The sequence below is a fragment of the Cedecea neteri genome, from assembly GCF_000758325.1.
Taxonomy (GTDB): Bacteria; Pseudomonadota; Gammaproteobacteria; order Enterobacterales; family Enterobacteriaceae; genus Cedecea; species Cedecea neteri_B.
This window is the reverse complement of record NZ_CP009459.1, coordinates 269,097-290,244: the sequence shown is the minus strand read 5'-3', so window position 1 is coordinate 290,244 and position 21,148 is coordinate 269,097. Positions and strand designations below refer to the sequence as shown.

At 55.1% G+C, this 21,148-nt stretch carries 18 protein-coding genes; 13 read left to right on the top strand and 5 right to left on the bottom strand.

From position 1 onward, the window contains the following. Positions 1-29: 29 nt before the first annotated feature. Positions 30-1,292, top strand: a complete 1,263-nt coding sequence (gene lysA / locus LH86_RS01370) for a diaminopimelate decarboxylase (RefSeq protein WP_039297765.1) — start codon at positions 30-32, stop codon at positions 1,290-1,292. Here the strand turns inward: lysA and LH86_RS01365 are convergent. After that, complete coding sequence (locus LH86_RS01365; RefSeq protein WP_039297763.1) at positions 1,284-2,315, bottom strand: LacI family DNA-binding transcriptional regulator; 1,032 nt, start codon at positions 2,313-2,315, stop codon at positions 1,284-1,286. The genes lysA and LH86_RS01365 overlap by 9 nt on opposite strands. A gap of 150 nt (positions 2,316-2,465) precedes the next feature. Here LH86_RS01365 and LH86_RS01360 point away from each other — a divergent pair, with 150 nt between their 5' ends. Then, complete coding sequence (locus tag LH86_RS01360; RefSeq protein ID WP_039297761.1) at positions 2,466-2,912, top strand: GNAT family N-acetyltransferase; 447 nt, start codon at positions 2,466-2,468, stop codon at positions 2,910-2,912. Here the strand turns inward: LH86_RS01360 and galR are convergent. Next, entirely contained in the window at positions 2,909-3,919 is a 1,011-nt protein-coding gene (galR, locus tag LH86_RS01355; protein ID WP_039297757.1) for an HTH-type transcriptional regulator GalR, read from the bottom strand. The genes LH86_RS01360 and galR overlap by 4 nt on opposite strands. Before the next feature lie 661 nt (positions 3,920-4,580). On the opposite strand from galR, the gene aas reads away from it, so the two are divergent. Continuing rightward, the gene (aas, locus tag LH86_RS01350) at positions 4,581-6,740 is read left to right on the top strand and encodes a bifunctional acyl-ACP--phospholipid O-acyltransferase/long-chain-fatty-acid--ACP ligase (protein WP_039297755.1); all 2,160 of its coding nucleotides are present in this window, start codon (positions 4,581-4,583) and stop codon (positions 6,738-6,740) included. Then, positions 6,733-7,929 carry a lysophospholipid transporter LplT gene (gene lplT, locus LH86_RS01345; protein ID WP_039297753.1) on the top strand — a complete coding sequence of 399 codons (1,197 nt, stop codon included), beginning with the start codon at positions 6,733-6,735 and terminating at the stop codon, positions 7,927-7,929. Before aas ends, lplT begins: the two co-directional genes overlap by 8 nt. Positions 7,930-7,961: 32 nt before the next feature. Here the strand turns inward: lplT and LH86_RS01340 are convergent, their stop codons facing one another. The 3 genes from LH86_RS01340 to mutH all read right to left on the bottom strand — a co-directional run bounded on the left by LH86_RS01340 (position 7,962) and on the right by mutH (position 10,211). Next, positions 7,962-9,005 (bottom strand): NADP(H)-dependent aldo-keto reductase, encoded by a 1,044-nt coding sequence (locus tag LH86_RS01340; protein WP_039297750.1) that lies wholly within the window; start codon positions 9,003-9,005, stop codon positions 7,962-7,964. A gap of 142 nt (positions 9,006-9,147) precedes the next feature. Next, on the bottom strand, positions 9,148-9,366 hold the full coding sequence (locus LH86_RS01335; RefSeq protein WP_008458470.1) for a YgdI/YgdR family lipoprotein: 219 nt from the start codon (positions 9,364-9,366) through the stop codon (positions 9,148-9,150). 158 nt (positions 9,367-9,524) lie between these two features. Continuing rightward, the gene (gene mutH, locus LH86_RS01330) at positions 9,525-10,211 is read right to left on the bottom strand and encodes a DNA mismatch repair endonuclease MutH (protein ID WP_039297748.1); all 687 of its coding nucleotides are present in this window, start codon (positions 10,209-10,211) and stop codon (positions 9,525-9,527) included. Between the two features lie 689 nt (positions 10,212-10,900). On the opposite strand from mutH, the gene rppH reads away from it, so the two are divergent. From rppH to recC, 9 genes are all read left to right on the top strand, one after another. Continuing rightward, entirely contained in the window at positions 10,901-11,431 is a 531-nt protein-coding gene (rppH, locus tag LH86_RS01325) for an RNA pyrophosphohydrolase (protein ID WP_008458467.1), read from the top strand. Between the two features lie 12 nt (positions 11,432-11,443). Further along, positions 11,444-13,690, top strand: a complete 2,247-nt coding sequence (gene ptsP / locus LH86_RS01320; RefSeq protein ID WP_039297746.1) for a phosphoenolpyruvate--protein phosphotransferase — start codon at positions 11,444-11,446, stop codon at positions 13,688-13,690. Between the two features lie 343 nt (positions 13,691-14,033). Further along, complete coding sequence (gene lgt, locus LH86_RS01315) at positions 14,034-14,906, top strand: prolipoprotein diacylglyceryl transferase (RefSeq protein WP_008458462.1); 873 nt, start codon at positions 14,034-14,036, stop codon at positions 14,904-14,906. Positions 14,907-14,912: 6 nt separating this feature from the next. Continuing rightward, complete coding sequence (thyA, locus tag LH86_RS01310; protein ID WP_039297744.1) at positions 14,913-15,707, top strand: thymidylate synthase; 795 nt, start codon at positions 14,913-14,915, stop codon at positions 15,705-15,707. 186 nt (positions 15,708-15,893) lie between these two features. Then, positions 15,894-16,361 (top strand): prepilin peptidase-dependent protein, encoded by a 468-nt coding sequence (locus LH86_RS01305; protein WP_039297742.1) that lies wholly within the window; start codon positions 15,894-15,896, stop codon positions 16,359-16,361. Continuing rightward, positions 16,355-16,915 (top strand): prepilin peptidase-dependent protein, encoded by a 561-nt coding sequence (locus LH86_RS01300; protein WP_039297740.1) that lies wholly within the window; start codon positions 16,355-16,357, stop codon positions 16,913-16,915. The genes LH86_RS01305 and LH86_RS01300 overlap by 7 nt, the downstream gene beginning before the upstream one ends. Then, complete coding sequence (locus tag LH86_RS01295; RefSeq protein WP_039297738.1) at positions 16,912-17,346, top strand: DUF2509 family protein; 435 nt, start codon at positions 16,912-16,914, stop codon at positions 17,344-17,346. Before LH86_RS01300 ends, LH86_RS01295 begins: the two co-directional genes overlap by 4 nt. Beyond that, complete coding sequence (locus tag LH86_RS01290; RefSeq protein ID WP_039297737.1) at positions 17,328-17,669, top strand: prepilin-type N-terminal cleavage/methylation domain-containing protein; 342 nt, start codon at positions 17,328-17,330, stop codon at positions 17,667-17,669. The genes LH86_RS01295 and LH86_RS01290 overlap by 19 nt, the downstream gene beginning before the upstream one ends. Positions 17,670-17,676: 7 nt before the next feature. Next, positions 17,677-21,048, top strand: a complete 3,372-nt coding sequence (gene recC, locus LH86_RS01285; RefSeq protein WP_039297734.1) for an exodeoxyribonuclease V subunit gamma — start codon at positions 17,677-17,679, stop codon at positions 21,046-21,048. The last annotated feature ends 100 nt before the right edge of the window (positions 21,049-21,148 follow it).

Below are 21,148 nucleotides of genomic sequence, written 5' to 3'. Positions count from 1 at the left end.
GGGAAAATGACGTTTACCCGGAGTTCACCATGCCACGCTCGCTGCACGACACCACCACCGCGCTGAACGCGCAAAACTTGCTGACCCTGCCTGCTGAATTTGGCTGCCCGGTTTGGGTATATGACGCGGAGATCATTCGCCAGCAAATTGCCCAGCTGCGCCAGTTCGATGTGATTCGCTTTGCCCAAAAGGCTTGCTCGAATATCCACATCCTGAAACTGATGCGTGAGCAGGGCGTGAAGGTGGATTCGGTGTCGCAGGGGGAAATCGAGCGCGCACTGGCGGCAGGCTACAAGCCGCTGGAAAACCCGGATGATATCGTCTTTACCGCCGACGTAATTGATAACGCCACGCTGGCGCTGGTGGCCGAGCAGAATATCCCGGTCAATATCGGATCTGTGGATATGCTGCATCAGCTCGGCGAAGTCTCGCCGGGGCACCGCGTCTGGCTGCGTATTAATCCGGGCTTTGGGCATGGGCACAGCCAGAAAACCAACACCGGCGGCGAGAACAGTAAGCACGGCATCTGGCTGAGCGATATGCCGAAAGCACTGGAAGCGATGCAGCGCTACGGTATCCATCTGGTGGGTATCCATATGCACATTGGTTCCGGCGTGGATTATGGCCATCTCGAGCAGGTCTGCGGTGCAATGGTGCAGCAGGTCATCGACTTCGGCCAGGATCTTGAGGCGATTTCTGCGGGCGGTGGGCTGTCCATTCCTTACCGCGAAGGTGAGGAAACGATCAATACTGATCACTATTACGGCCTGTGGAATACCGCGCGTGAAAAAATTGCCGCTCATCTGGGGCACCCGGTGAAGCTGGAGATCGAGCCGGGGCGTTTCCTGGTGGCGGAAGCCGGGGTGCTGGTTTCGCAGGTGCGCGCGGTGAAAGATATGGGATCCCGCCACTTTGTGCTGATCGACGCTGGTTTTAACGATCTGATGCGTCCGTCTATGTACGGCAGTTATCACCATATTTCCGCGCTGGCGGGGGATGGGCGGGATCTGTCTGCTCTGCAGCCGAAAGAAACGGTGGTGGCGGGGCCGCTGTGCGAGTCCGGAGATGTGTTTACCCAGCAGGAAGGCGGCAAGGTAGAAACCCGCCTGCTGCCGCCGGTAAAACCGGGTGATTACCTGGTGCTGCACGATACCGGCGCATACGGGGCTTCGATGTCATCTAACTACAATAGTCGCCCGCTGCTGCCGGAAGTGCTGTTTGATAACGGCAGCGCGCGCCTGATTCGCCGCCGCCAGACGATTCAGGAGCTGCTGGCGCTCGAGCTACTTTGATACCTTCCGTCCGGCCTCGAAAAAGGGGCCGGGTGCAACGGAATCCCTTAGTACCAGCGTCCCCACAAACGGCGGAATTGGCGCTAACGGTTCGCCACTTGCCAGCTTAATAGCTTGATCGATGGCGGTAATGATCATGTTGTCGATGGGCAAATAGACGGATGACAGCGCCGGTTCCAGCCACTGGGCGCTCGGCGCGTCGTCAAAGCCGAACAGCGAAATATCCTGTGGAATACGGATCCCGGCCTGGTGCAGCGCTTTCGAAGCACCCAGCGCCATATCGTCGTTACAGGAAAACAGCGCGCTGAAGGTTACGCCGCTGGTCAGTAGCTCCTGGCACAGATGGTGCCCTTCAGTCATGGTCGAATCCCCGTATTTCACCCGGTTTTCATCCCACGCTATGCCATGTTTTTGCAGCGCTTTCCGATAACCCATCAGGCGCGCTTTGCCGGTTGGCGTGGAAATAGGCACGGTAATGCAGGCGATTTCCCGGTGGCCTTGCTGGATAAGGTATTCGGTGGCCTGAAAGGCGGCATCCTGCTGTTCGAAGAAGACGCAGCGTTCACGGGCCTGGGTGACGTCCCGGTTAATGACCACCAGCGGCACCTGAATGGCATTCATCAGCGACATCAGCGCCCGCTCGCTCATAAAGCGCGTGTAGAGCACGATGGCGTCGCAGTGCCTGTCCGCCAGCATTTGGACGGCATCCAGCTCTTTTTCCGGCGTGTCATGCCCGTCGGTGACGATCAGCTGTTTACCGTAGAATTCCGTGCGGCGTGAAGCCTGCTGCAGCAGGCGACCGAAGTAGAAGCCATCGAAAGTAGAGACAACCAGCCCGATGCTGTTACTGCTGCGGTTTGCCAGCGATCGTGCCAGAAAATTAGGCTTATAGCCCAGCTCTTCCATGGCCTTAAACACCTGTTCGCGGGTGCTTGCTTTAACCTGTCCGGTGCCGTTTAACACGCGAGATACCGTCGCTTTGGAAACCCCTGCGCGTAACGAGACATCTAACATTGTTACCATTGTTTCCTTCCCGATCTGGACGCTGTCGCGATTTTCCAGCAGTTTATCACAGGAGTTTCGCCCGCAAGCGGCCTTGCCGTTTCGCCGTGCAAATTGTCGTCCCGGATCACGCTTTCAGAATTTGGTGTGGTTTTTTAGGAGTCTATCGTTGTGAAAATTGTCCCGTTGTACCAGGCCCCTCAGCACGCAGAACAAGTCACGGAGTGGCTTTGGCAGGCGTTTGGCAGTCAGGAAAGCCGAGGCTTTTTTGCGTCTATTGTTGCCGCCAGCCAGCGGGAAGGCGAAATGCCTCTGACGTTTATTGCGCTGGAGAGAGAAAAGATGGTGGGCACCGTCGGGCTGTGGCGCTGTGATCTGATTAGCCGGCAGGATCTCTGGCCCTGGCTGGCGGCGTTGTATATTGATGAAAGCCAGCGGGGGAAAGGGTTGGGCGAGCTTTTACAGCGGCACGTTGTGGAATATGCCCGCAATCTGGGTTTTGAGTCTTTGTATCTCTATTCGGCCTGTAAAGCCTATTATGAACGGTTTGGCTGGCGCTACATTGGCGACGGGCTGGATTACCCCGAGCCCGTACATCTTTATCAACTTACGCTTTAACCGTTGTCGCCTGGAGAAGCGACCGAGTGGCGTCGCACCAGCGTCGGGCTGAACATGTGGGTAATTTCCGGCAGCGGCAGGTTTTCGGCCAGCGCCAGCGCGAGTTCGGCTGCCTGAGTCGCCATGGTCACAATCGGGTAGCGAACCGTGGTCAGCTTTGGCCGCACGTAGCGTGAAATTAACACGTCATCAAAGCCAATCAGCGAAATCTCACCGGGAACATCAATGCCGTTGTCGTTCAGCACGCCCATCGCCCCGGCGGCCATTGAGTCGTTGTAGCAGGCTACGGCAGTGAAGTTTTTGCCACGCCCCAGCAGCTCCGTCAGGGCCTGCTCACCGCCGCTTTCATCGGGTTCACCAAAGGTCACCAGACGCTCGTTGACGGGGATATTGTGCTCGCGGAGCGCGTCGTAATAACCCTGGAGGCGGTCTTCTGCGTCCGATATCTGGTGGTTGGAACAGATGTAGCCGATGCGGGTGTGCCCCTGCTGAATCAAATGGCGCGTAGCAAGCCAGGCGCCGTAGCGGTCATCGAGCGCAACGCAGCGCTGCTCAAACCCTGGCACAATGCGGTTAATGAGCACCATGCCGGGGATTTGCTTCATCAGCGAGATCAGCTCTTCATCCGGGAGCTTTTTAGCGTGAACAACCAGCGCAGCGCTGCGGTGGCGAATCAGCTGCTCGATGGCCTGGCGTTCTTTTTGTTCGCTGTGGTAGCCATTGCCGATAAGCAGGAAGTTGCCGGTGCGGTAGGCAACCTGTTCCACGGCTTTAACCATCGAGCCAAAGAAGGGATCGGACACGTCGCCTACAATCAGGCCAATAGTTTCAGTGGCCTGTTGGGCAAGGGCTCTCGCGTTAGCGTTGGGATGATAATTCAGCGCTTCCATGGCGCTATTCACCGCCTGCTTTGAGGCATCGCTGGCTTTTGGGGAGTGGTTGATGACGCGTGAAACCGTGGCGACAGACACACCAGCCAGCCGAGCCACATCCTTAATTGTCGCCATGAAAAGCCTTCTTGTTAGGGGTAATCGTTTACACTGCGTTTAGTTTTACGGAAATCCCTGATGACTGCAAGGCAACAACTGATGGGTATATCGCAAAGTAGAGCAAAATCAAGGCGAAAGCGTGTAACGATTACACCTGTCTTTTATGGCTGCCTCTTTTTAGTGCATGTTGCGGATTTTTAAACGTTTCTGCTCAAATCTTTGCTTACATTTTGCAGTCGGCTGTTGCGATTTCAGCGTAGCTTAACGGAGGACTCCGCTGCTACATTTGTGATCCCAGAGGTATTGATAGGTGAAGTCAGCGATTATTTGCTGATCCTATGAATTACACCAACCTGCGCGGATGCGCAGGTTTTTTTTTGCCTGAATCCCGCCGCCTGTAACAAGAATCGAGAATTTAAACACCTGGTTGCACTTGGGCTCATTCCCTTGCTTTTTGCCGCTGGTTTCACCGCTGGCGGCACGAGACAATTCAGATCCCAGAGGTATTGATTGGTGAGAATTCCTGGTACTCTGCTGAGTACAATTCTTTTGCACCAACCTGCGCAGATGCGCAGGTTTTTTTTTGCCATTTTTTGAGCCCCCTCCCGCACTTAACGCAACTGGTGTACTCTGCGACTCTACACTTAATGCTGACCGACAGACGACAAAGAGAGTCGCTATGCTTCTTGCTTTTTTCCGTGCGCTATTTCGCATTCTGTTCCGGGTAACTCTTTCCGGCGATCCGCAGGTGCTTCAACGCCAGCGGGTGCTGATTGTGCCGAACCACGTCTCTTTTCTGGACGGGATCCTGGTTGCACTCTTTCTGCCTGTGCGTCCGGTATTCGCGGTCTACTCCTCAATAAGCCAGCAGTGGTTTATGCGCTGGCTTAAGCCGCTGATTGATTTTGTCCCGCTGGATCCGACCAGGCCGATGTCTATCAAGCACCTGGTGCGCCTGGTGGAGCAGGGGCGTCCGGTGGTGATTTTCCCGGAAGGGCGCATCAGCGTGACCGGATCGTTGATGAAAATCTACGATGGGGCCGGGTTTGTGGCAGCTAAAGCACAGGCCACGGTTGTGCCTTTGCGCATCGACGGCGCGGAGCTGACCTTCTTTAGTCGCCTGAAAGGGTTGGTAAAACGTCGGGCTTTCCCACGTATTAGTCTGCATCTTTTACCGCCAACCTCCATTGCTATGCCGGAAGCCCCACGGGCACGGGATCGCCGTAAAATGGCCGGCGAGATGCTGCACCAAATCATGATGGAAGCGCGTATGGCCGTGCGCCCGCGTGAGACGCTTTTTGAGGCGCTGCTGGCGGCGAAGGATCGGTACGGCTCGGGTAAAAACTGTATTGAAGACATTAACTTCAAGCCAGATACGTATAGCTCCCTGCTGAAAAAAACGTTGTTTGTGGGCCGAATCCTCGATAAATACAGCGAACAGGGTGAAACCATTGGTTTGATGCTGCCGAATGCGGCGATCAGCGCGGCGGTGATTTTTGGCGCTTCATCCCGGGGCCGTATTCCGGCAATGATGAACTACACGGCCGGCGTAAAAGGGCTGACCAGCGCGATTACTGCGGCGCAAATCAAGACGGTTTTTACCTCCCGACAGTTCCTGGATAAGGGCAAGCTGTGGCACCTACCGGAACAGCTGACGCAGGTGCGCTGGGTGTATCTGGAGGATTTAAAGTCCACCATCACCCTGCAGGATAAAGTGTGGATCTTTGCTCACCTGCTTGCGCCTCGCCTGGCCCAGGTGAAACAGCAGCCGGAAGAGGCGGCGATGGTGCTGTTTACCTCCGGTTCGGAAGGAAACCCAAAAGGCGTGGTGCACAGCCATAAAAGCCTGTTGGCCAACGTGGAGCAGATTCGCACCATCGCGGACTTCACCGCTGATGACCGATTTATGTCCGCGTTGCCGCTCTTTCACTCTTTTGGTCTGACGGTGGGGCTGTTCACGCCGCTGCTGACCGGGGCGGAAGTGTTCCTTTACCCAAGCCCGCTGCATTATCGCGTGGTGCCGGAACTTATTTACGACCGCAATTGCACGGTGGTCTTTGGCACCTCGACGTTCCTCGGCAACTATGCCCGCTTTGCTAATCCGTATGATTTCTTCCGCCTGCGCTATGTGGTTGCCGGGGCAGAAAAGCTACAGGAAAGCACAAAGCAGCTGTGGCAGGACAAATTTGGCCTGCGCATTCTGGAAGGCTACGGCGTGACCGAGTGTGCGCCGGTGGTGTCTATCAACGTACCGATGGCGGCGAAGCCGGGCACAGTGGGCCGCATTCTTCCGGCAATGGATGCTCGCTTGCTGGCGGTGCCTGGTATTGAGCAGGGCGGAAGGCTGCAGCTTAAAGGGCCAAACATCATGAACGGTTATCTGCGTGTGGAAAATCCTGGCGTGCTGGAAAAGCCTGAGGCTGAAAATGGCCTGGGTGAGATGGAACCCGGCTGGTACGACACCGGCGATATCGTGACCTTCGACGAGCAGGGCTATTGCGTGATCCAGGGGCGTGCGAAGCGCTTTGCCAAAATTGCCGGGGAGATGGTGTCGCTTGAGATGGTTGAGCAGATGGCGATCGGCATTTCGCCTGACAAGCTGCATGCCACCGTGGTGAAGCACGACGCCGCCAAAGGTGAAGCGTTGGTGATGTTTACCACCGACAGCGAACTTAACCGCGAAAAACTTCTGCATTATGCGCGTGAGCACGGTGTGCCTGAGCTGGCGGTGCCTCGCGATATTCGCTTCCTCAAACAGCTGCCGGTGTTAGGCAGCGGAAAACCAGATTTCGTTACCCTGAAAGCGCAGGTCGATGAAGCGGAGAAAGCCCATGGCTGAACAGGCTGACAATAGCGGTTCTTTGTGGTCTCGCGGCATGATGGCGGTGACCGCGGCACAGTTTTTATCAGCTTTTGGCGATAATGCGCTGCTGTTCGCCACGCTCGCGGTGCTCAAGCAACAGTTCTATCCGGACTGGAGTCAGCCGGTGCTGCAAATGGTGTTTGTTGGGGCCTATATCCTGTTCGCGCCGTTTGTGGGTCAGGTAGCCGACAGCTTCGCCAAAGGGCGAGTGATGATGCTGGCGAACAGCATGAAACTTGTTGGTGCGGCGGTGATTGCGCTGGGACTGAATCCGTTTGTCGGCTACACGCTGGTGGGCATCGGTGCGGCGGCCTATTCACCGGCTAAATACGGCATTCTCGGCGAGCTGACCACGGGCGACCGGCTGGTGAAGGCCAACGGCCTGATGGAGTCCTCTACCATTGCGGCGATCCTGCTGGGATCCGTTGCCGGCGGCGTGCTGGCAGACTGGAACCTGACGGCGGCGCTGGTCGTCTGTGCGCTGGTGTACGGTGGGGCGGTGGTTGCCAACGTCTTTATCCCTAAACTTGCCGCCGCGCGCCCCGGCCAGTCATGGCGTTTCAAGCCGATGACGCACAGCTTCTTTTCGGCATGCCGCAGCCTCTGGCGCAGCGGTGAAACGCGCTTTTCGCTGGTGGGTACCAGTCTGTTTTGGGGGGCGGGCGTGACGCTGCGCTTCCTGTTGGTGCTGTGGGTGCCGGTGGCGTTAGGGATCACGGATAACGCGACGCCGACTTACCTGAACGCGATGGTTGCGGTTGGGATTGTGGTGGGGGCCGGGGTAGCCGCGAAGCTGGTGACGCTGGAAACCGTCGCTCGCTGCATGCCAGCCGGGATTTTAATTGGCGTTGGCGTACTGATTTTTGCTCTTCAACATTCTTTGCTGCCTTCTTACGCTTTGCTGGTGTTAATTGGCCTGTTGGGCGGTTTCTTTGTGGTGCCGCTTAACGCGCTGCTACAGGAGCGCGGCAAGCACACGGTCGGGGCAGGTAATGCCATTGCCGTGCAAAACCTGGGTGAAAACACGGCGATGCTTTTGATGCTGGGTCTGTTCTCTCTGGCGGTGAAAACCGGGGCCTCCATCGTTGGCATTGGCATTGGGTTTGGGGCGGTGTTTGCGCTGGCCATTAGCGCGCTGTGGCTGTGGCAAATCAAACAGAAATAACAAAAAGGCCCTCTTTCGAGGGCCTTAGATTTTTACGGTGCCGGGTAAGTATAGATACGATGCACCGCGTCAATCTCCTCAATCACCTCTTCGCTTAGCGTCAAATGCAGGCTTTCAAGGTTGGTTTTCAGCTGTTCCAGCGTCGTGGCACCGAGCAGCGTGCTGGCCACAAACGGCTGGCGACGAACAAAGGCCAGCGCCATTTGTGCCGGGTCGAGATTATGGCGTTTAGCTATCTCCACGTAGGCCGCAACGGCTTTTTGCGACTGCTCGCCGCTGTAGCGCGTAAAGCGGCTAAACAGCGTGTTGCGAGCGCCCGCTGGTTTGGCTCCGTTAAGGTATTTGCCCGACAGCACGCCGAAGGCGAGGCAGGAATAAGCCAGCAGCTCAACGCCTTCGTGCTGGCTGATTTCAGACAGGCCAACTTCAAAGCTACGGTTTAACAGGCTGTAGGGGTTCTGAATGGTCACGATGCGTGGCAGATCGTGTTTTTCCGCAAGCTGCAGATAGCGCATTACGCCCCACGGCGTTTCGTTCGAGACGCCGATATAGCGAATTTTCCCGGCGCGCTGGCACTCGGTCAGCGCTTCAAGCGTTTCCAGCAGCGTTACCGGCAGCGAGGTTGTGTCGCTCCAGGTGTAGCCGAGTTTGCCAAACATGTTGGTCTGGCGCTGCGGCCAGTGGACCTGGTAGAGGTCGAGGTAATCGGTTTGCAGGCGTTTGAGGCTGGCATCCAGCGCCTCGCGGATGTTTTTCCGATCGAGGATCTGGTTTGGGCGGATGCCCGCGTCGTTGTTGCGGGTTGGGCCAGTGACTTTGGAAGCAACAACCAGTTTTTCGCGGTTGCCGCGAGCTTTAAGCCAGCTGCCGACATAGCTCTCGGTTAAGCCCTGGGTTTCCGGGCGCGGCGGCACCGGGTACATTTCCGCGACATCAATCAGATTCACGCCCTGACTGACGGCATAGTCGAGCTGCTGGTGGGCATCGGCCTCGCTGTTTTGTTCACCAAAGGTCATGGTTCCCAGCCCCAGCGTGCTGACTTCAAGTGAACTGTGGGGGATACGGTGATAGTGCATAGCCGGCTTCCTGTTGTTCTTTTGACACGTCAGGCATCGTTACCCGACAAAAGGTCTATAAACATGGCAGAGGCCGGAGCAAAGCGAAAGAGGGGAAAGTAAGAAAAATCATCAGGCCAGCCTGGGGGCTGACCCTGCAAGATTAGCGCTCAATAATCTGGGAAACGTCGTTGCGGTTGATCTGCATTTCATTACCTTGCTGGTCGCGATAGCTCACCAGACCGGTATCTTCATCGACCTTCGGCTTGCCTTCGGTCAAAATCATTCGTCCATCTTTGGTGGCCATTACGTAGTCGCTGCTGCAGCCTGAAACGGCGAAGGCAAGACCAATGGCGGAGATTGCTACTGCCCATTTAGTCATCGGTGTGTTCCTCGTCAGGAAGGGATCTCGTTAATAAGTCTAGTAATAACCTGATGAATAAGAGAAGGAAAGCGGCAAATTCTTAATAGGTCGAGGGAAATGTAACATTTCCCGGCACTTGCTGACAGAACCCTGGATTCCATTTCCTGCGGTGGGTATTAGAGTGTGAAGTGCCGTGCGAGAAGGGCGGTGGTGAAATTCTTCTTTAAGTAGAAGCCGCGAGGTAGCGTGAGAATAGGCGAGCCGTCAGCACCGATGGCCTCTGTTAACGCCCGGCTATTGGCGGCTTTTGGCCGCAGCTGCAGCACTTCGCCGTGACGGGCGGTAATGCGCTCGACCTGGCCCAGCACGATCAAATCCATCAGTTCTTCCCAGTCCAGGCGCAGCTGCTGCTCTTCTTCTTCTGAAGGGCTCCATAAGAGCGGAGAACCCACGTGCCGTTCGGCAAGCGGGATCTGCCTTTCTCCCTCAACCGGGATCCAAAGCACGCGCTTAAGCTTATGCCGCACATGGCTGGTTTCCCAAATGACGCCGCTATTACCGGTTAACGGCGCGACGCAGACGAATGTAGTTTCCAGCGGGCGGCCCAGACTATCCACCGGGATCGTTTTCAGTTCGATCCCGAGTGCGGCGAAATCTTGTTCGGGCTTGCTGCCCGCGCTGGCCCCCAGCCACAGCTCCAGTAATACGCCAATCCAGCCTTTATCTCGCTTCAGGTCTTTCGGCGTCTTTAGGCCAGCGCAGGCCGCCAGTTCGCCCAGAGTGTAACCGGCGACGCATTGTGCCTGCTGGAGCAGCTCGGCTTCGCTGCTTGGGGGCGTGATGAGCGGACGTATTGGTTGCATAACTCGTTGATGTTTTTTTTGGTTAAAAAATGAACGCACTTTGTGCACAGCGAAAGCTTAGTTTAGCCGTCTGAGGATAAGATTAACAATATTCTGATTTATAATGAGTTTTTAAAGGCAGCCGTTTCGTTGCGACAGGATTAAAAACGCTTTTCCAAATCTGGTCACTGACAATGAACAGGATCTTACACCATGTTATCCACAGAAAAATGGGATAACTGGGAAAAAGCGTGACTACTGGTTCCATTTACAGCCTTGACGGAGCACTAAAATACAATTTATCACCGATTTGTGACTAACTTGTTGGCACAATCTGTGGATAAAAACGACATTGTGCGATCTTTCATCAGTTGGCGATCTTCGTATGTGACGATCATCACATTATGAAAGTGGTGTGTCATTTTTATGGTGTTATGATTATGAAATATAAAGTTTTTAATGTGTACCCGGATTACGCCTGATTTTACTTGTCCCGAGTTGTCCCGATGTAATTCGGTAGTTCTTCACAGTTATATCCACAGAAAAAGTGAATAAAACCGCCGGTTTTGACCGTCCCCTGTTTATAACCCGGCTATCTTTTGTGAGTTATTCAAATGTTATTCCATGCAGGCGCCGCCGAGAGAGTGGTTTACCGCCTGACACTTGTATGAAACAATCGATGCAATCTAAGTTTGTTTTGAGGTAGTCCGGTGATCGATGATGATGGCTACCGCCCCAACGTTGGGATCGTAATATGTAATCGGCAGGGACAGGTGATGTGGGCGCGACGCTTTGGCCAACATTCCTGGCAATTTCCCCAGGGGGGCATTAATCCTGGCGAGTCCGCTGAACAGGCAATGTACCGGGAGCTTTTCGAAGAAGTCGGTCTACAAAGAAAAGATGTTCGCATTCTTGCCTCGACCCGAAACTGGTTGCGTTACAAATTACCTAAACGTTTGGTGCGTTGGGACACAAAGCCGGTTTGTATCGGCCAAAAACAAAAATGGTTTCTTTTGCAGTTGCTGAGCAGTGACGGTGAGATCAACATGCAAACCAGCAGCACGCCGGAATTTGATGGCTGGCGCTGGGTCAGTTATTGGTATCCGGTCCGTCAGGTTGTTTCATTCAAGCGCGATGTCTATCGCCGGGTAATGAAAGAGTTTGCCAGCGTGGTGATGCCACTGCAGGAAGTTACGCCACCACGCAATAACTCGCCGGCATGGCGACGTAAAAGAGGTTAAGTCACGCGAAAAATGCTCACCCGTCTGCGAGAAATAGTCGAAAAGGTCGCTAGTGCCCCGCGCCTCAATGAGGCGCTGGATATTTTGGTGACTGATATCTGCCTTGCGATGGATACCGAGGTTTGCTCGGTTTATCTCGCCGACCACGAGCGCCGCTGTTTTTACCTTATGGCGACGCGCGGGTTAAAGAAACCGCGCGGCCGCACCGTCACGCTTGCCTTTGATGAAGGTATTGTGGGCCTGGTTGGGCGGCTTGCGGAGCCGATTAACCTTGCCGATGCGCAAAAACACCCCAGCTTTAAATATGTTCCCGCCGTAAAAGAGGAGCGTTTTCGTGCGTTCCTCGGCGTGCCTATTATCCAGCGCCGTCAGCTTCTGGGGGTGCTGGTTGTCCAGCAGCGTGAACACCGGCAGTACGATGAGAGCGAAGAGTCTTTCCTCGTTACGCTGGCAACGCAGATGGCTGGGATATTATCGCAGTCTCAGTTAGCGGCTCTGTTTGGACAGTATCGCCAGACTCGTATCCGCGCGCTGCCTGCATCGCCTGGGGTGGCCATTGCCGAAGGCTGGATGGACACCACCCTCCCGCTGATGGAGCAAGTTTTTGAAGCGTCGACCCTGGACACGGCGCTTGAGCGTGAGCGCCTGACCGCCGCGCTGGAAGAGGCTTCCGGGGAGTTCCGCCGCTACAGCAAGCGTTTTGCCGCCGGGGCTCAGAAAGAGACTGCGGCAATCTTCGATCTTTACTCTCACCTGCTGACCGACGCCCGCCTTCGCCGCGAGCTTTTTGCCGAGGTAGATAAAGGCCTGGTCGCTGAATGGGCCGTGAAAACGGTGGTGGAGAAGTTTGCTGAACAGTTTGCCAGCCTTTCAGATAGCTACCTGAAAGAGCGAGCGGGCGACCTCAGAGCGCTGGGGCAGCGCCTGTTGTTCCACCTCGATGACACGATTCAAAGCCCGAATACCTGGCCTGAGCGCTTTGTGCTGGTTGCCGACGAACTTTCAGCCACCACGCTTGCTGAGCTGCCGCAAAACCGTCTGGCGGGCGTTGTGGTGCGCGATGGTGCGGCTAACTCGCATGCCGCTATTATGGTCCGTGCTCTGGGTATCCCAACCGTCATGGGCGCTGATATTCAGCCATCGGCTCTGCATCGCCGTATGCTGATCGTGGATGGCTATCGCGGTGAATTGCTGGTGGATCCTGAGCCGGTTTTACTGCAGGAATACCAGCGCCTGGTGACCGAGGAGAACGAACTTAGCCGTCTGGCGGAAGATGACGTGGAACAGCCCGCGGCGTTAAAAAGCGGCGAGCGGGTGCAGGTGATGCTGAATGCCGGGCTTAGTCCTGAGCATGAAGAACAGCTTGGCAGCCGTATCGACGGCATCGGGCTGTACCGCACCGAAATTCCGTTTATGCTGCAAAGCGGTTTTCCGTCGGAAGAAGAGCAGGTTGCACAGTATCAGGGCATGTTGCAGATGTTTAACGACAAACCTGTGACGCTGCGAACGCTGGACGTCGGGGCGGATAAACAGCTTCCGTATATGCCCATCAGCGAAGAGAACCCCTGTCTTGGCTGGCGAGGCATTCGTATTACGCTGGATCAGCCTGAGATCTTTCTGATCCAGGTCCGCGCAATGCTGCGAGCGAATGCGGCTACGGGGAATTTAAGTATTCTGCTGCCTATGATTACCAGCATCGATGAGATCGATGATGCACGCAGGCTTATCGATCGCGCGGGCCGGGAAGTCGAAGAGGAATTAGGCTATCAGTTGCCAAAGTTTAGGCTTGGGGTGATGGTTGAAGTGCCTTCCATGGTGTTCATGATGGGGCACCTGGCCGGGCGCATTGATTTTATTTCCGTTGGCACAAACGACCTTACCCAATATTTGCTGGCGGTTGACCGTAATAACACGCGGGTGGCTAACCTTTACGATAGCCTGCATCCGGCGATGCTGCGTACGTTGAACCTGATTGCCCGCGAGGCGGAACGTTATGACATCGATCTGTGCCTGTGCGGTGAAATGGCCGGTGACCCGATGTGCGTCGCGATTCTTGTGGGCATGGGGTACCGTCACCTCTCAATGAACGGCCGTTCCGTCGCACGTATCAAATACCTGTTACGCCATATTCAGCTTGAAGAGGCTGAAGTGCTTGCTCAGCGTACCCTTGAAGCTCAAATGGCGACGGAAGTGCGCCACCAGGTAGCAGCCTTTATGGAGCGTCGCGGCATGGGTGGCCTGATTCGCGGCGGGCGCTGATCCGTTCTCAATGCCCCGGTATCACCGGGACATTATCCTCCGTCTGACAACAAGGGAAAAAGCGTGGTCTTTCCCTTGTTGTGGCTTATCAGCCGAAAACCCCACAGGGTTTTCCCAGTCAGTTTTCTTTAATGCCTTGTGTTGGTTCACATTCCCGAATACGCTCTGCATTACCCTGTATGCCCCGCTATCACCGGGACATTACACATCTTTTACAACTTCCGTAATCAATCACTCTGGCTGTTTGTGCTATGATCCGCTGCTTTCGGAGCGCATCCAGAGTGGTGCGTACTTGCCACTCACCTTCTATTTTGGGTGAGGTAACAATAGCTTGTGGTGACAGATGAATAGTGGCTATCTGCGTTTCCCTGAATTTGATCCGGTGCTTTTCTCCATCGGGCCGGTTTCCCTGCACTGGTACGGGCTCATGTACCTGGTCGGGTTCGTGTTCGCCATGTGGCTTGCCGGGCGCCGCGCCAGCCGTCCGGGCAGCGGCTGGACGAAAAATGAAGTAGAGAACCTGCTGTATGCAGGCTTCCTGGGCGTGTTCCTGGGGGGGCGCCTGGGCTATGTCTTCTTCTACAATCTGCCGGTCTTCCTTGCCGATCCTCTCTACCTGTTCAAAGTCTGGGACGGCGGTATGTCCTTCCACGGCGGCCTGATCGGTGTTATCTGCGTGATGATTTGGTTTGCGCGTCGCACCAAACGCACTTTCTTCCAGGTCTCTGATTTTATTGCTCCGCTGATCCCGTTTGGTTTAGGGGCTGGCCGCCTCGGCAACTTTATCAATGGTGAACTGTGGGGCCGCGTTGACCCGAACTTCCGCTTCGCCATGCTGTTCCCTGGTTCTCGCAGTGAAGACGTTGGCCTGCTGGCTACGCACCCGGAATGGCAGTCGCTGTTCAATACCTACGGCGTACTGCCTCGCCACCCGTCTCAGCTTTATGAGCTGGCGTTGGAAGGGGTTGTCCTGTTCATCATCCTGAACCTGTTTATTCGTAAGCCTCGCCCAATGGGGTCCGTCTCTGGCCTGTTCCTGATTGGCTACGGTGCGTTCCGTATCATCGTGGAATTCTTCCGCCAGCCGGATGCGCAGTTCACCGGCACCTGGGTACAGTACATCAGCATGGGGCAGATCCTGTCGATTCCGATGATTGTTGCCGGTATCATTATGATGGTCTGGGCTTACCGCCGTCCGCAGCAGCAACTTTCGTGAGGTGACATGAAACAGTATCTTGATTTGATGAAAAAAGTGCTCGAAGAGGGCACGCCAAAAGCGGACCGTACCGGTACCGGCACGTTGTCGATTTTTGGGCATCAAATGCGCTTTAACCTGCAGGAAGGCTTCCCACTGGTTACCACCAAAAAATGTCACCTGCGTTCGATCATTCATGAGCTGCTGTGGTTCCTCAATGGTGATACCAATATCGCGTACCTGAAAGAAAACAAGGTGACGATTTGGGACGAATGGGCGGATGAAAACGGCGATCTCGGCCCGGTTTATGGCAAACAATGGCGTTCGTGGGCAACCCCTGACGGGCGTTATATTGATCAGCTAACCACCGTGATCAACCAATTGAAAAACGATCCTGATTCCCGGCGTATTATTGTCTCTGCGTGGAACGTGGGCGAGCTGGATAAAATGGCACTGGCCCCTTGCCATGCGTTTTTCCAGTTCTATGTGGCAGACGGCAAACTCTCTTGCCAGCTCTACCAGCGCTCTTGCGACATCTTCCTTGGTTTGCCGTTCAACATCGCCAGCTATGCGCTGCTGGTGCACATGATGGCTCAGCAGTGCGACCTGGAAGTGGGCGACTTTGTCTGGACCGGGGGCGATACGCACCTGTACAGCAACCACCTGGAACAGACTCGCCTGCAGCTAACCCGTGAACCGCGCGCGCTGCCTAAGCTGGTTATCAAACGTAAGCCGGAGTCTCTGTTTGACTACCGTTTCGAAGACTTCGAGATTGAAGGCTACGATCCGCATCCGGCGATCAAAGCGCCTGTCGCCATTTAACGTGCCGACAGCGTGACAGAACCGGTGCCAGAGTGCGCCGGTTTTTTTTGCCCTGGTTCTGCTTCTTCGGCATTGATTCCAGAGCGAATGCAAACCCCCGTAACGCCTTAATTATCTTCCAGCATGTGTCGCACCATCCGATTTGCGTACTGGCTGATTGAACCTCTGTTATCCACACTCCTTCCCATGAAAATCAATCAACGTGGTTTTAGCGTTATTGAGGTGATGGTGGTGATGGCTATTGTTGCCGTACTCAGCGCAGGGGGCCTTCACGGCTGGCGCGAATGGCAGCAGAGAGTGCAGTTGCGGCAAGCGGCTCAGCAACTGAGCCACTTTCTCTCGCGGCTAAGAAATGACGCCAACTGGTACAACCGAACCCATCTTTTGGTGCTGCATCAATTTGGGAAAAGCTGGTGCCTGACAAGCCGTGCCGTTGAAGAAAACTGTTCGGAAAGCCTGAGTCTGACGTTTACCCCCGAGTTTGACGATATCGCCGTGGAGGATATGACGGCCGGGTTAGGTTTCTACGGTATTCGCAACACAGCCTGGCCAGGCCACCTTATTTTGAAAAATCAGGTCGGGCGCTGGAAAGTGACTCTATCGGTTTGGGGGCGAATCCGGCTGTGCGAAATGTCCGGAGACAAGGCATGTTGAGCGGTCAGAAAGGATTTACTTTACTCGAAACGCTTATTGCGATGGCACTGAGCAGCGCGCTGTTGCTTGGCACCTCGAGGCTATTCCCAGCTTTGCAAGGGGAGGTTTTACGCCAGTACAGCTACGTTGCCCAGCAGGAAGCACTTTGGCAAATGGCGTTTACCGTTGGAAAAAATTTACAGCGTGCGGGTTATTGCCGTGGGCAGTGCCTGGGGGAGGCTGTAAGGCTGATGAATAACGGAAGCTGCGTAGTATTGCAGTGGGATGCCAACGGTAATGGCCGGTGGGACTCGGCCCCTGGTAGCCAAAATGAACAGACGGGCTATCGCTTGCGTAACGGCAGCCTGGAGACCCAAAAGAGCGTAGAGGATTGTGAAGGTACCGGCTGGGAAAGAATGTCTGACCCTACGCAATTGGTGGTGCAGCATTTTTCCGTAATTCGCCAGAATCGCAAAACTGGCAGGCCTTTATTCCGCATCAGTCTTGCAGCCTATCTGAATCAGGGTGGGCGTCCTGTGGAGCTTAGCTATACGGTGAGTGGAGAAAATTTATGAGCGGCAAGCAAGAGAAAGGGAGTACCTCTTTGCTGATGGTGTTAATGCTGCTCGCGGTTGGCTCTCTGATGCTGAGAGGGCTTTCCCGGCAACTTAGCGCTCAGCGCCTTGAGGTTGCCGCCGAAATTCAGTTTATTAAAAATCAGACGGCTGCAAGATCTGCGCTGGCATGGGGTGAAAAACAACGCTGGCAGCCGCAGAGAACCTGGCAATGTCAGTTTGAGTCACGTAATCAGTGGCACACATGCCTGCATCTAACCGATAAAGGTGAGGCCTTACTTGCTGCTTCCGGTTCTGTTGCTGGGCCCATGCTACCGTTCACATTGTGGCGCTGGGGTGTAATTCAGGGGAATAAATTAGTGGCTTCCGCGCAGGGCTGGCTGGATTTTTGCCCTTTACTGGACGATGACTTATGCAAATTGCCTCGATAGTCTCGCGGCAGGGTGGGTTTAGCCTCCTCGAGGTGCTATGTGCTCTGGCGCTGTTTGCGATTGTGATGACGGCATTGCTGGGGTACCACCGTGTATTGCAGCAGGGTTTCACCAGCCAATGGCAGCTAAGGCAGCTGTGGCGAGTCGCGCGTGAGCAGACCGAGCCAGAAGTTCCTCCACTTTCAGATGCATGGAATGTGCATCAACAGCAGACATCGTCTTTGGGATGTGTCAGCATCGACGTTACTGTAACAAGTCCAGAGGGCCGGATAGCGCAGCTTTCGAGGCTCGAGTGCCCACGGTCAGAACAACGTCAGGAGTAGCGATTTCATGTTGCGTGTCTACCATTCCAACCGCCTTGATGTGCTGGAAGCCATTATGGAGTTCATTGTGGAGCGCCAGCCATTGCCGGATCCTTTTGAGCCGGAAGTGGTGCTGGTGCAAAGCACCGGGATGGCGCAGTGGCTGCAAATGACGCTGGCACAAAAGTTTGGCATTGCGGCGAACATCGAGTTTCCGCTGCCCGCTAGCTTTATCTGGGACATGTTCGTGAGGGTACTGCCCGATATCCCGGAAGTGAGCGCTTTCAACAAGCAGAGCATGAGCTGGAAGCTGATGACGCTTATCCCCAATATGCTCCACAAACCAGAGTTTAAGATGCTTGGCCACTATCTGCAGGAAGACGACAGCAGCCGTAAGCTGTTTCAGCTTTCTTCCCGGATTGCCGACCTTTATGACCAGTATCTTGTCTATCGTCCCGGCTGGCTAAGCCGTTGGGAGAAGGGCGAGCTTGTCGACGGTGTGGGAGAGTCTCAGCTCTGGCAGGCTCCGCTCTGGGCGGAACTGGTGCGCTACACCGCTGAGCTGGGGCAGCCTGAATGGCATCGAGCCAATCTCTACCAGCGTTTTATTAGCGCTCTTGAGAAAAGTGAGGTTTGCCCGCCGGGGCTTCCATCTCGCGTCTTTATTTGTGGAATTTCTGCTCTGCCGCCGGTGTACCTCCAGGCTCTGCAGGCGCTCGGTAAGCATATCGACGTCCATGTGCTGTTTACCAACCCCTGCCGCTACTACTGGGGTGATATTAAAGATCCCGCGTTTCTTGCTCGTCTTGTCAGCCGCCGCCGCCGTTTGCATCAGGCCGACCGGGAACTGACCTTATTTAAGGACAACGACAATGCCTCTTCGTTGTTCAATGAGCTTGGTGAGCAGGATGTGGGGAATTCCCTGTTAGCCTCCTGGGGCAAGCTGGGACGAGATTACGCATTTTTGCTTTCCGAGCTGGAGCGTTTTGAAGAGATCGATGTTTTTGTCGATTTAGAACCCGATAACCTTCTCCGCGGCCTGCAGCATGACCTGCTGGAGCTGAAGGATTCGCAGGTGCTGGGGCTAACGGCTGAGGAGTATGAGCACAGTGATGGTAAACGATTACTGGATCTTAACGATCGTTCTTTGACATTCCATGAGTGCCATAGCCCGCAGCGAGAAGTTGAAGTTCTACACGATCAACTGTTGGCGATGCTGGAGGCTGATCCAGAACTTACGCCACGCGATATCATCGTAATGGTTGCGGATATTGATAGCTACAGTCCGTTTATTCAGGCGGTATTTGGTAGCGCGAAGGATGAACGTTGGCTGCCGTTTGCCATTTCTGACCGTCGGGCGCGCCAGGCTCACCCCGCCCTGCAGGCTTTCATTTTACTGCTTGGCTTGCCGGAAAGCCGTTTCGCGGCAGAAGATGTGCTTTCGTTGCTGGAAGTGCCTGCGCTGGCGGCGCGTTTTTCTATTGATGAGGAAGGGTTGCGCTACCTGCGCAAGTGGGTGAATGAGTCTGGAATTCGTTGGGGCATTGATGATGACAACGTCCGCGAACTGGATCTGCCTGCGACCGGGCAGCATACGTGGCGGTTTGGGCTGACCCGGATGCTGCTTGGCTATGCGATGGATAGCCAGGCTGGGGTCTGGGATTCTGTGCTGCCCTATGATGAGTCCAGCGGCCTGATTGCCGAGCTGGTGGGGCAGCTTGCGGAATTGCTGATGCAGCTGAACCGCTGGCGTCAGCTGTTAACTCAGGAGCGGCCTTTAGACGAATGGTTACCGCTATGCAGGGACATGCTGAACAGCTTCTTCCTGCCTGATGGTGAAACAGAAGCCGCCCTGGCGCTGATTGAGCAGCAGTGGCAGGAGATGATTGAGAAAGGCACTGATGCAGCCTACCGGCAACCTGTGCCATTAACTCTGCTGCGCGATGAACTGGCTCAGCGTCTTGACCAGGAGCGTATTAGCCAGCGCTTCCTCGCCGGGCCGGTAAACTTCTGTACCCTGATGCCAATGCGCGCCATTCCCTTTAAGGTCGTTTGTTTACTGGGCATGAATGACGGTGTCTATCCGCGAACGCTTGCGCCACTGGGTTTTGACCTGATGAGCCAGCACCCGCAGCGTGGGGACCGCAGCCGCCGGGACGATGACCGCTATCTGTTCCTGGAAGCGCTTATTTCGGCCCAGCAGCGGCTGTACATCAGCTATATCGGCCGTTCGATTCAGGACAACAGCAGGCGTTACCCGTCGGTGCTGGTGGAAGAACTGCTGGATTATGTCGCTCGTAGTCACTACCTCCCCGGAGATGCTGAATGTAATGCCGATGACAGCAGCGAGCATGTGAGAAAGCATCTGGTCACGCTTCATGCCCGAACACCTTTTGACAGCACCAACTACCTTGCCGGAGGCGATTGGCAAAGCTTTGCTCAGGAGTGGCTGCCAGCGGCAAGCGGCAGCGGCGTAGCGCATGCCCACTTTATTCAGCCTCTGGTTGCGGCTCCCTGGGACGACATCTCCCTTGAGCAGCTCCAGCGCTTTTGGCGGCACCCGGTGCGGGCATTTTTCCAGATGCGGCTGGGCATTAACTTCCGCCTTGAAGATACCGAATTGCCGGATGAAGAGCCTTTCACCCTCGATGTACTCGATCGTTTTCAGTTAAACCAGCACCTGCTTAATGCTCTGGTTCAGCAGGACGATCCTCAGCAGCTGTTTGTGCGCTACCGGGCTGCTGGCGTTTTACCTTACGGTGCCTTCGGTGAAATCTTGTGGGAAAACCAGCGGAATGAAATGCAAACGCTGGCCGAAAAAGTGCTGGCCGAACGGCAAAAAGGGGAAAGCCGTGAAGTTGATCTTCACATAGATGGAACCAGAGTGACGGGCTGGCTGTCGGACGTACAGGCTGATGGTTTGCTGCGCTGGCGCCCTTCGGTGCTGAATGTGGCTCACGGCATGCAGCTGTGGATTGAACATTTGGTTTACTGCGCCAGCGGCTATTCGGGCGAAAGCCGAATGTACGGACGCAAAGATTCGCAGTGGCGTTTCCCTGATATGGCACAGGACGAAGCCAAAGCCTGGTTGTTGCAACTGATTGAGGGTTATAAAGAAGGTCTCCGTCAGCCATTACTGCTGCTCCATAACAGCGGTGGCGCGTGGATAAAAACCTGTTATGACCCACAAAATGATGCCATTTTATGGGATGAGGAGACGCAGCAGAAAGCCCGCACTAAGCTGCTTGCGGCCTGGGAAGGAAACCATATGGTGGAAGGGGAAGGGGCTGATATTTGGCTGCAACGTTTGTACCGTACCCTTGATGCCGAGTATTACGAAGCGATTGTCGCAGAGGCCGAGCGCTACCTGCTTCCTCTGTTCCGATTCAACCAATCCTGAACAAGGGTTGTATAAAAATTGCACAGCCCGGTGAGTTCAATTATGATGCGATTTCTTGCTCAGGGCTGGCGAAGTATAACAACGGCGTTCGACGGATAGC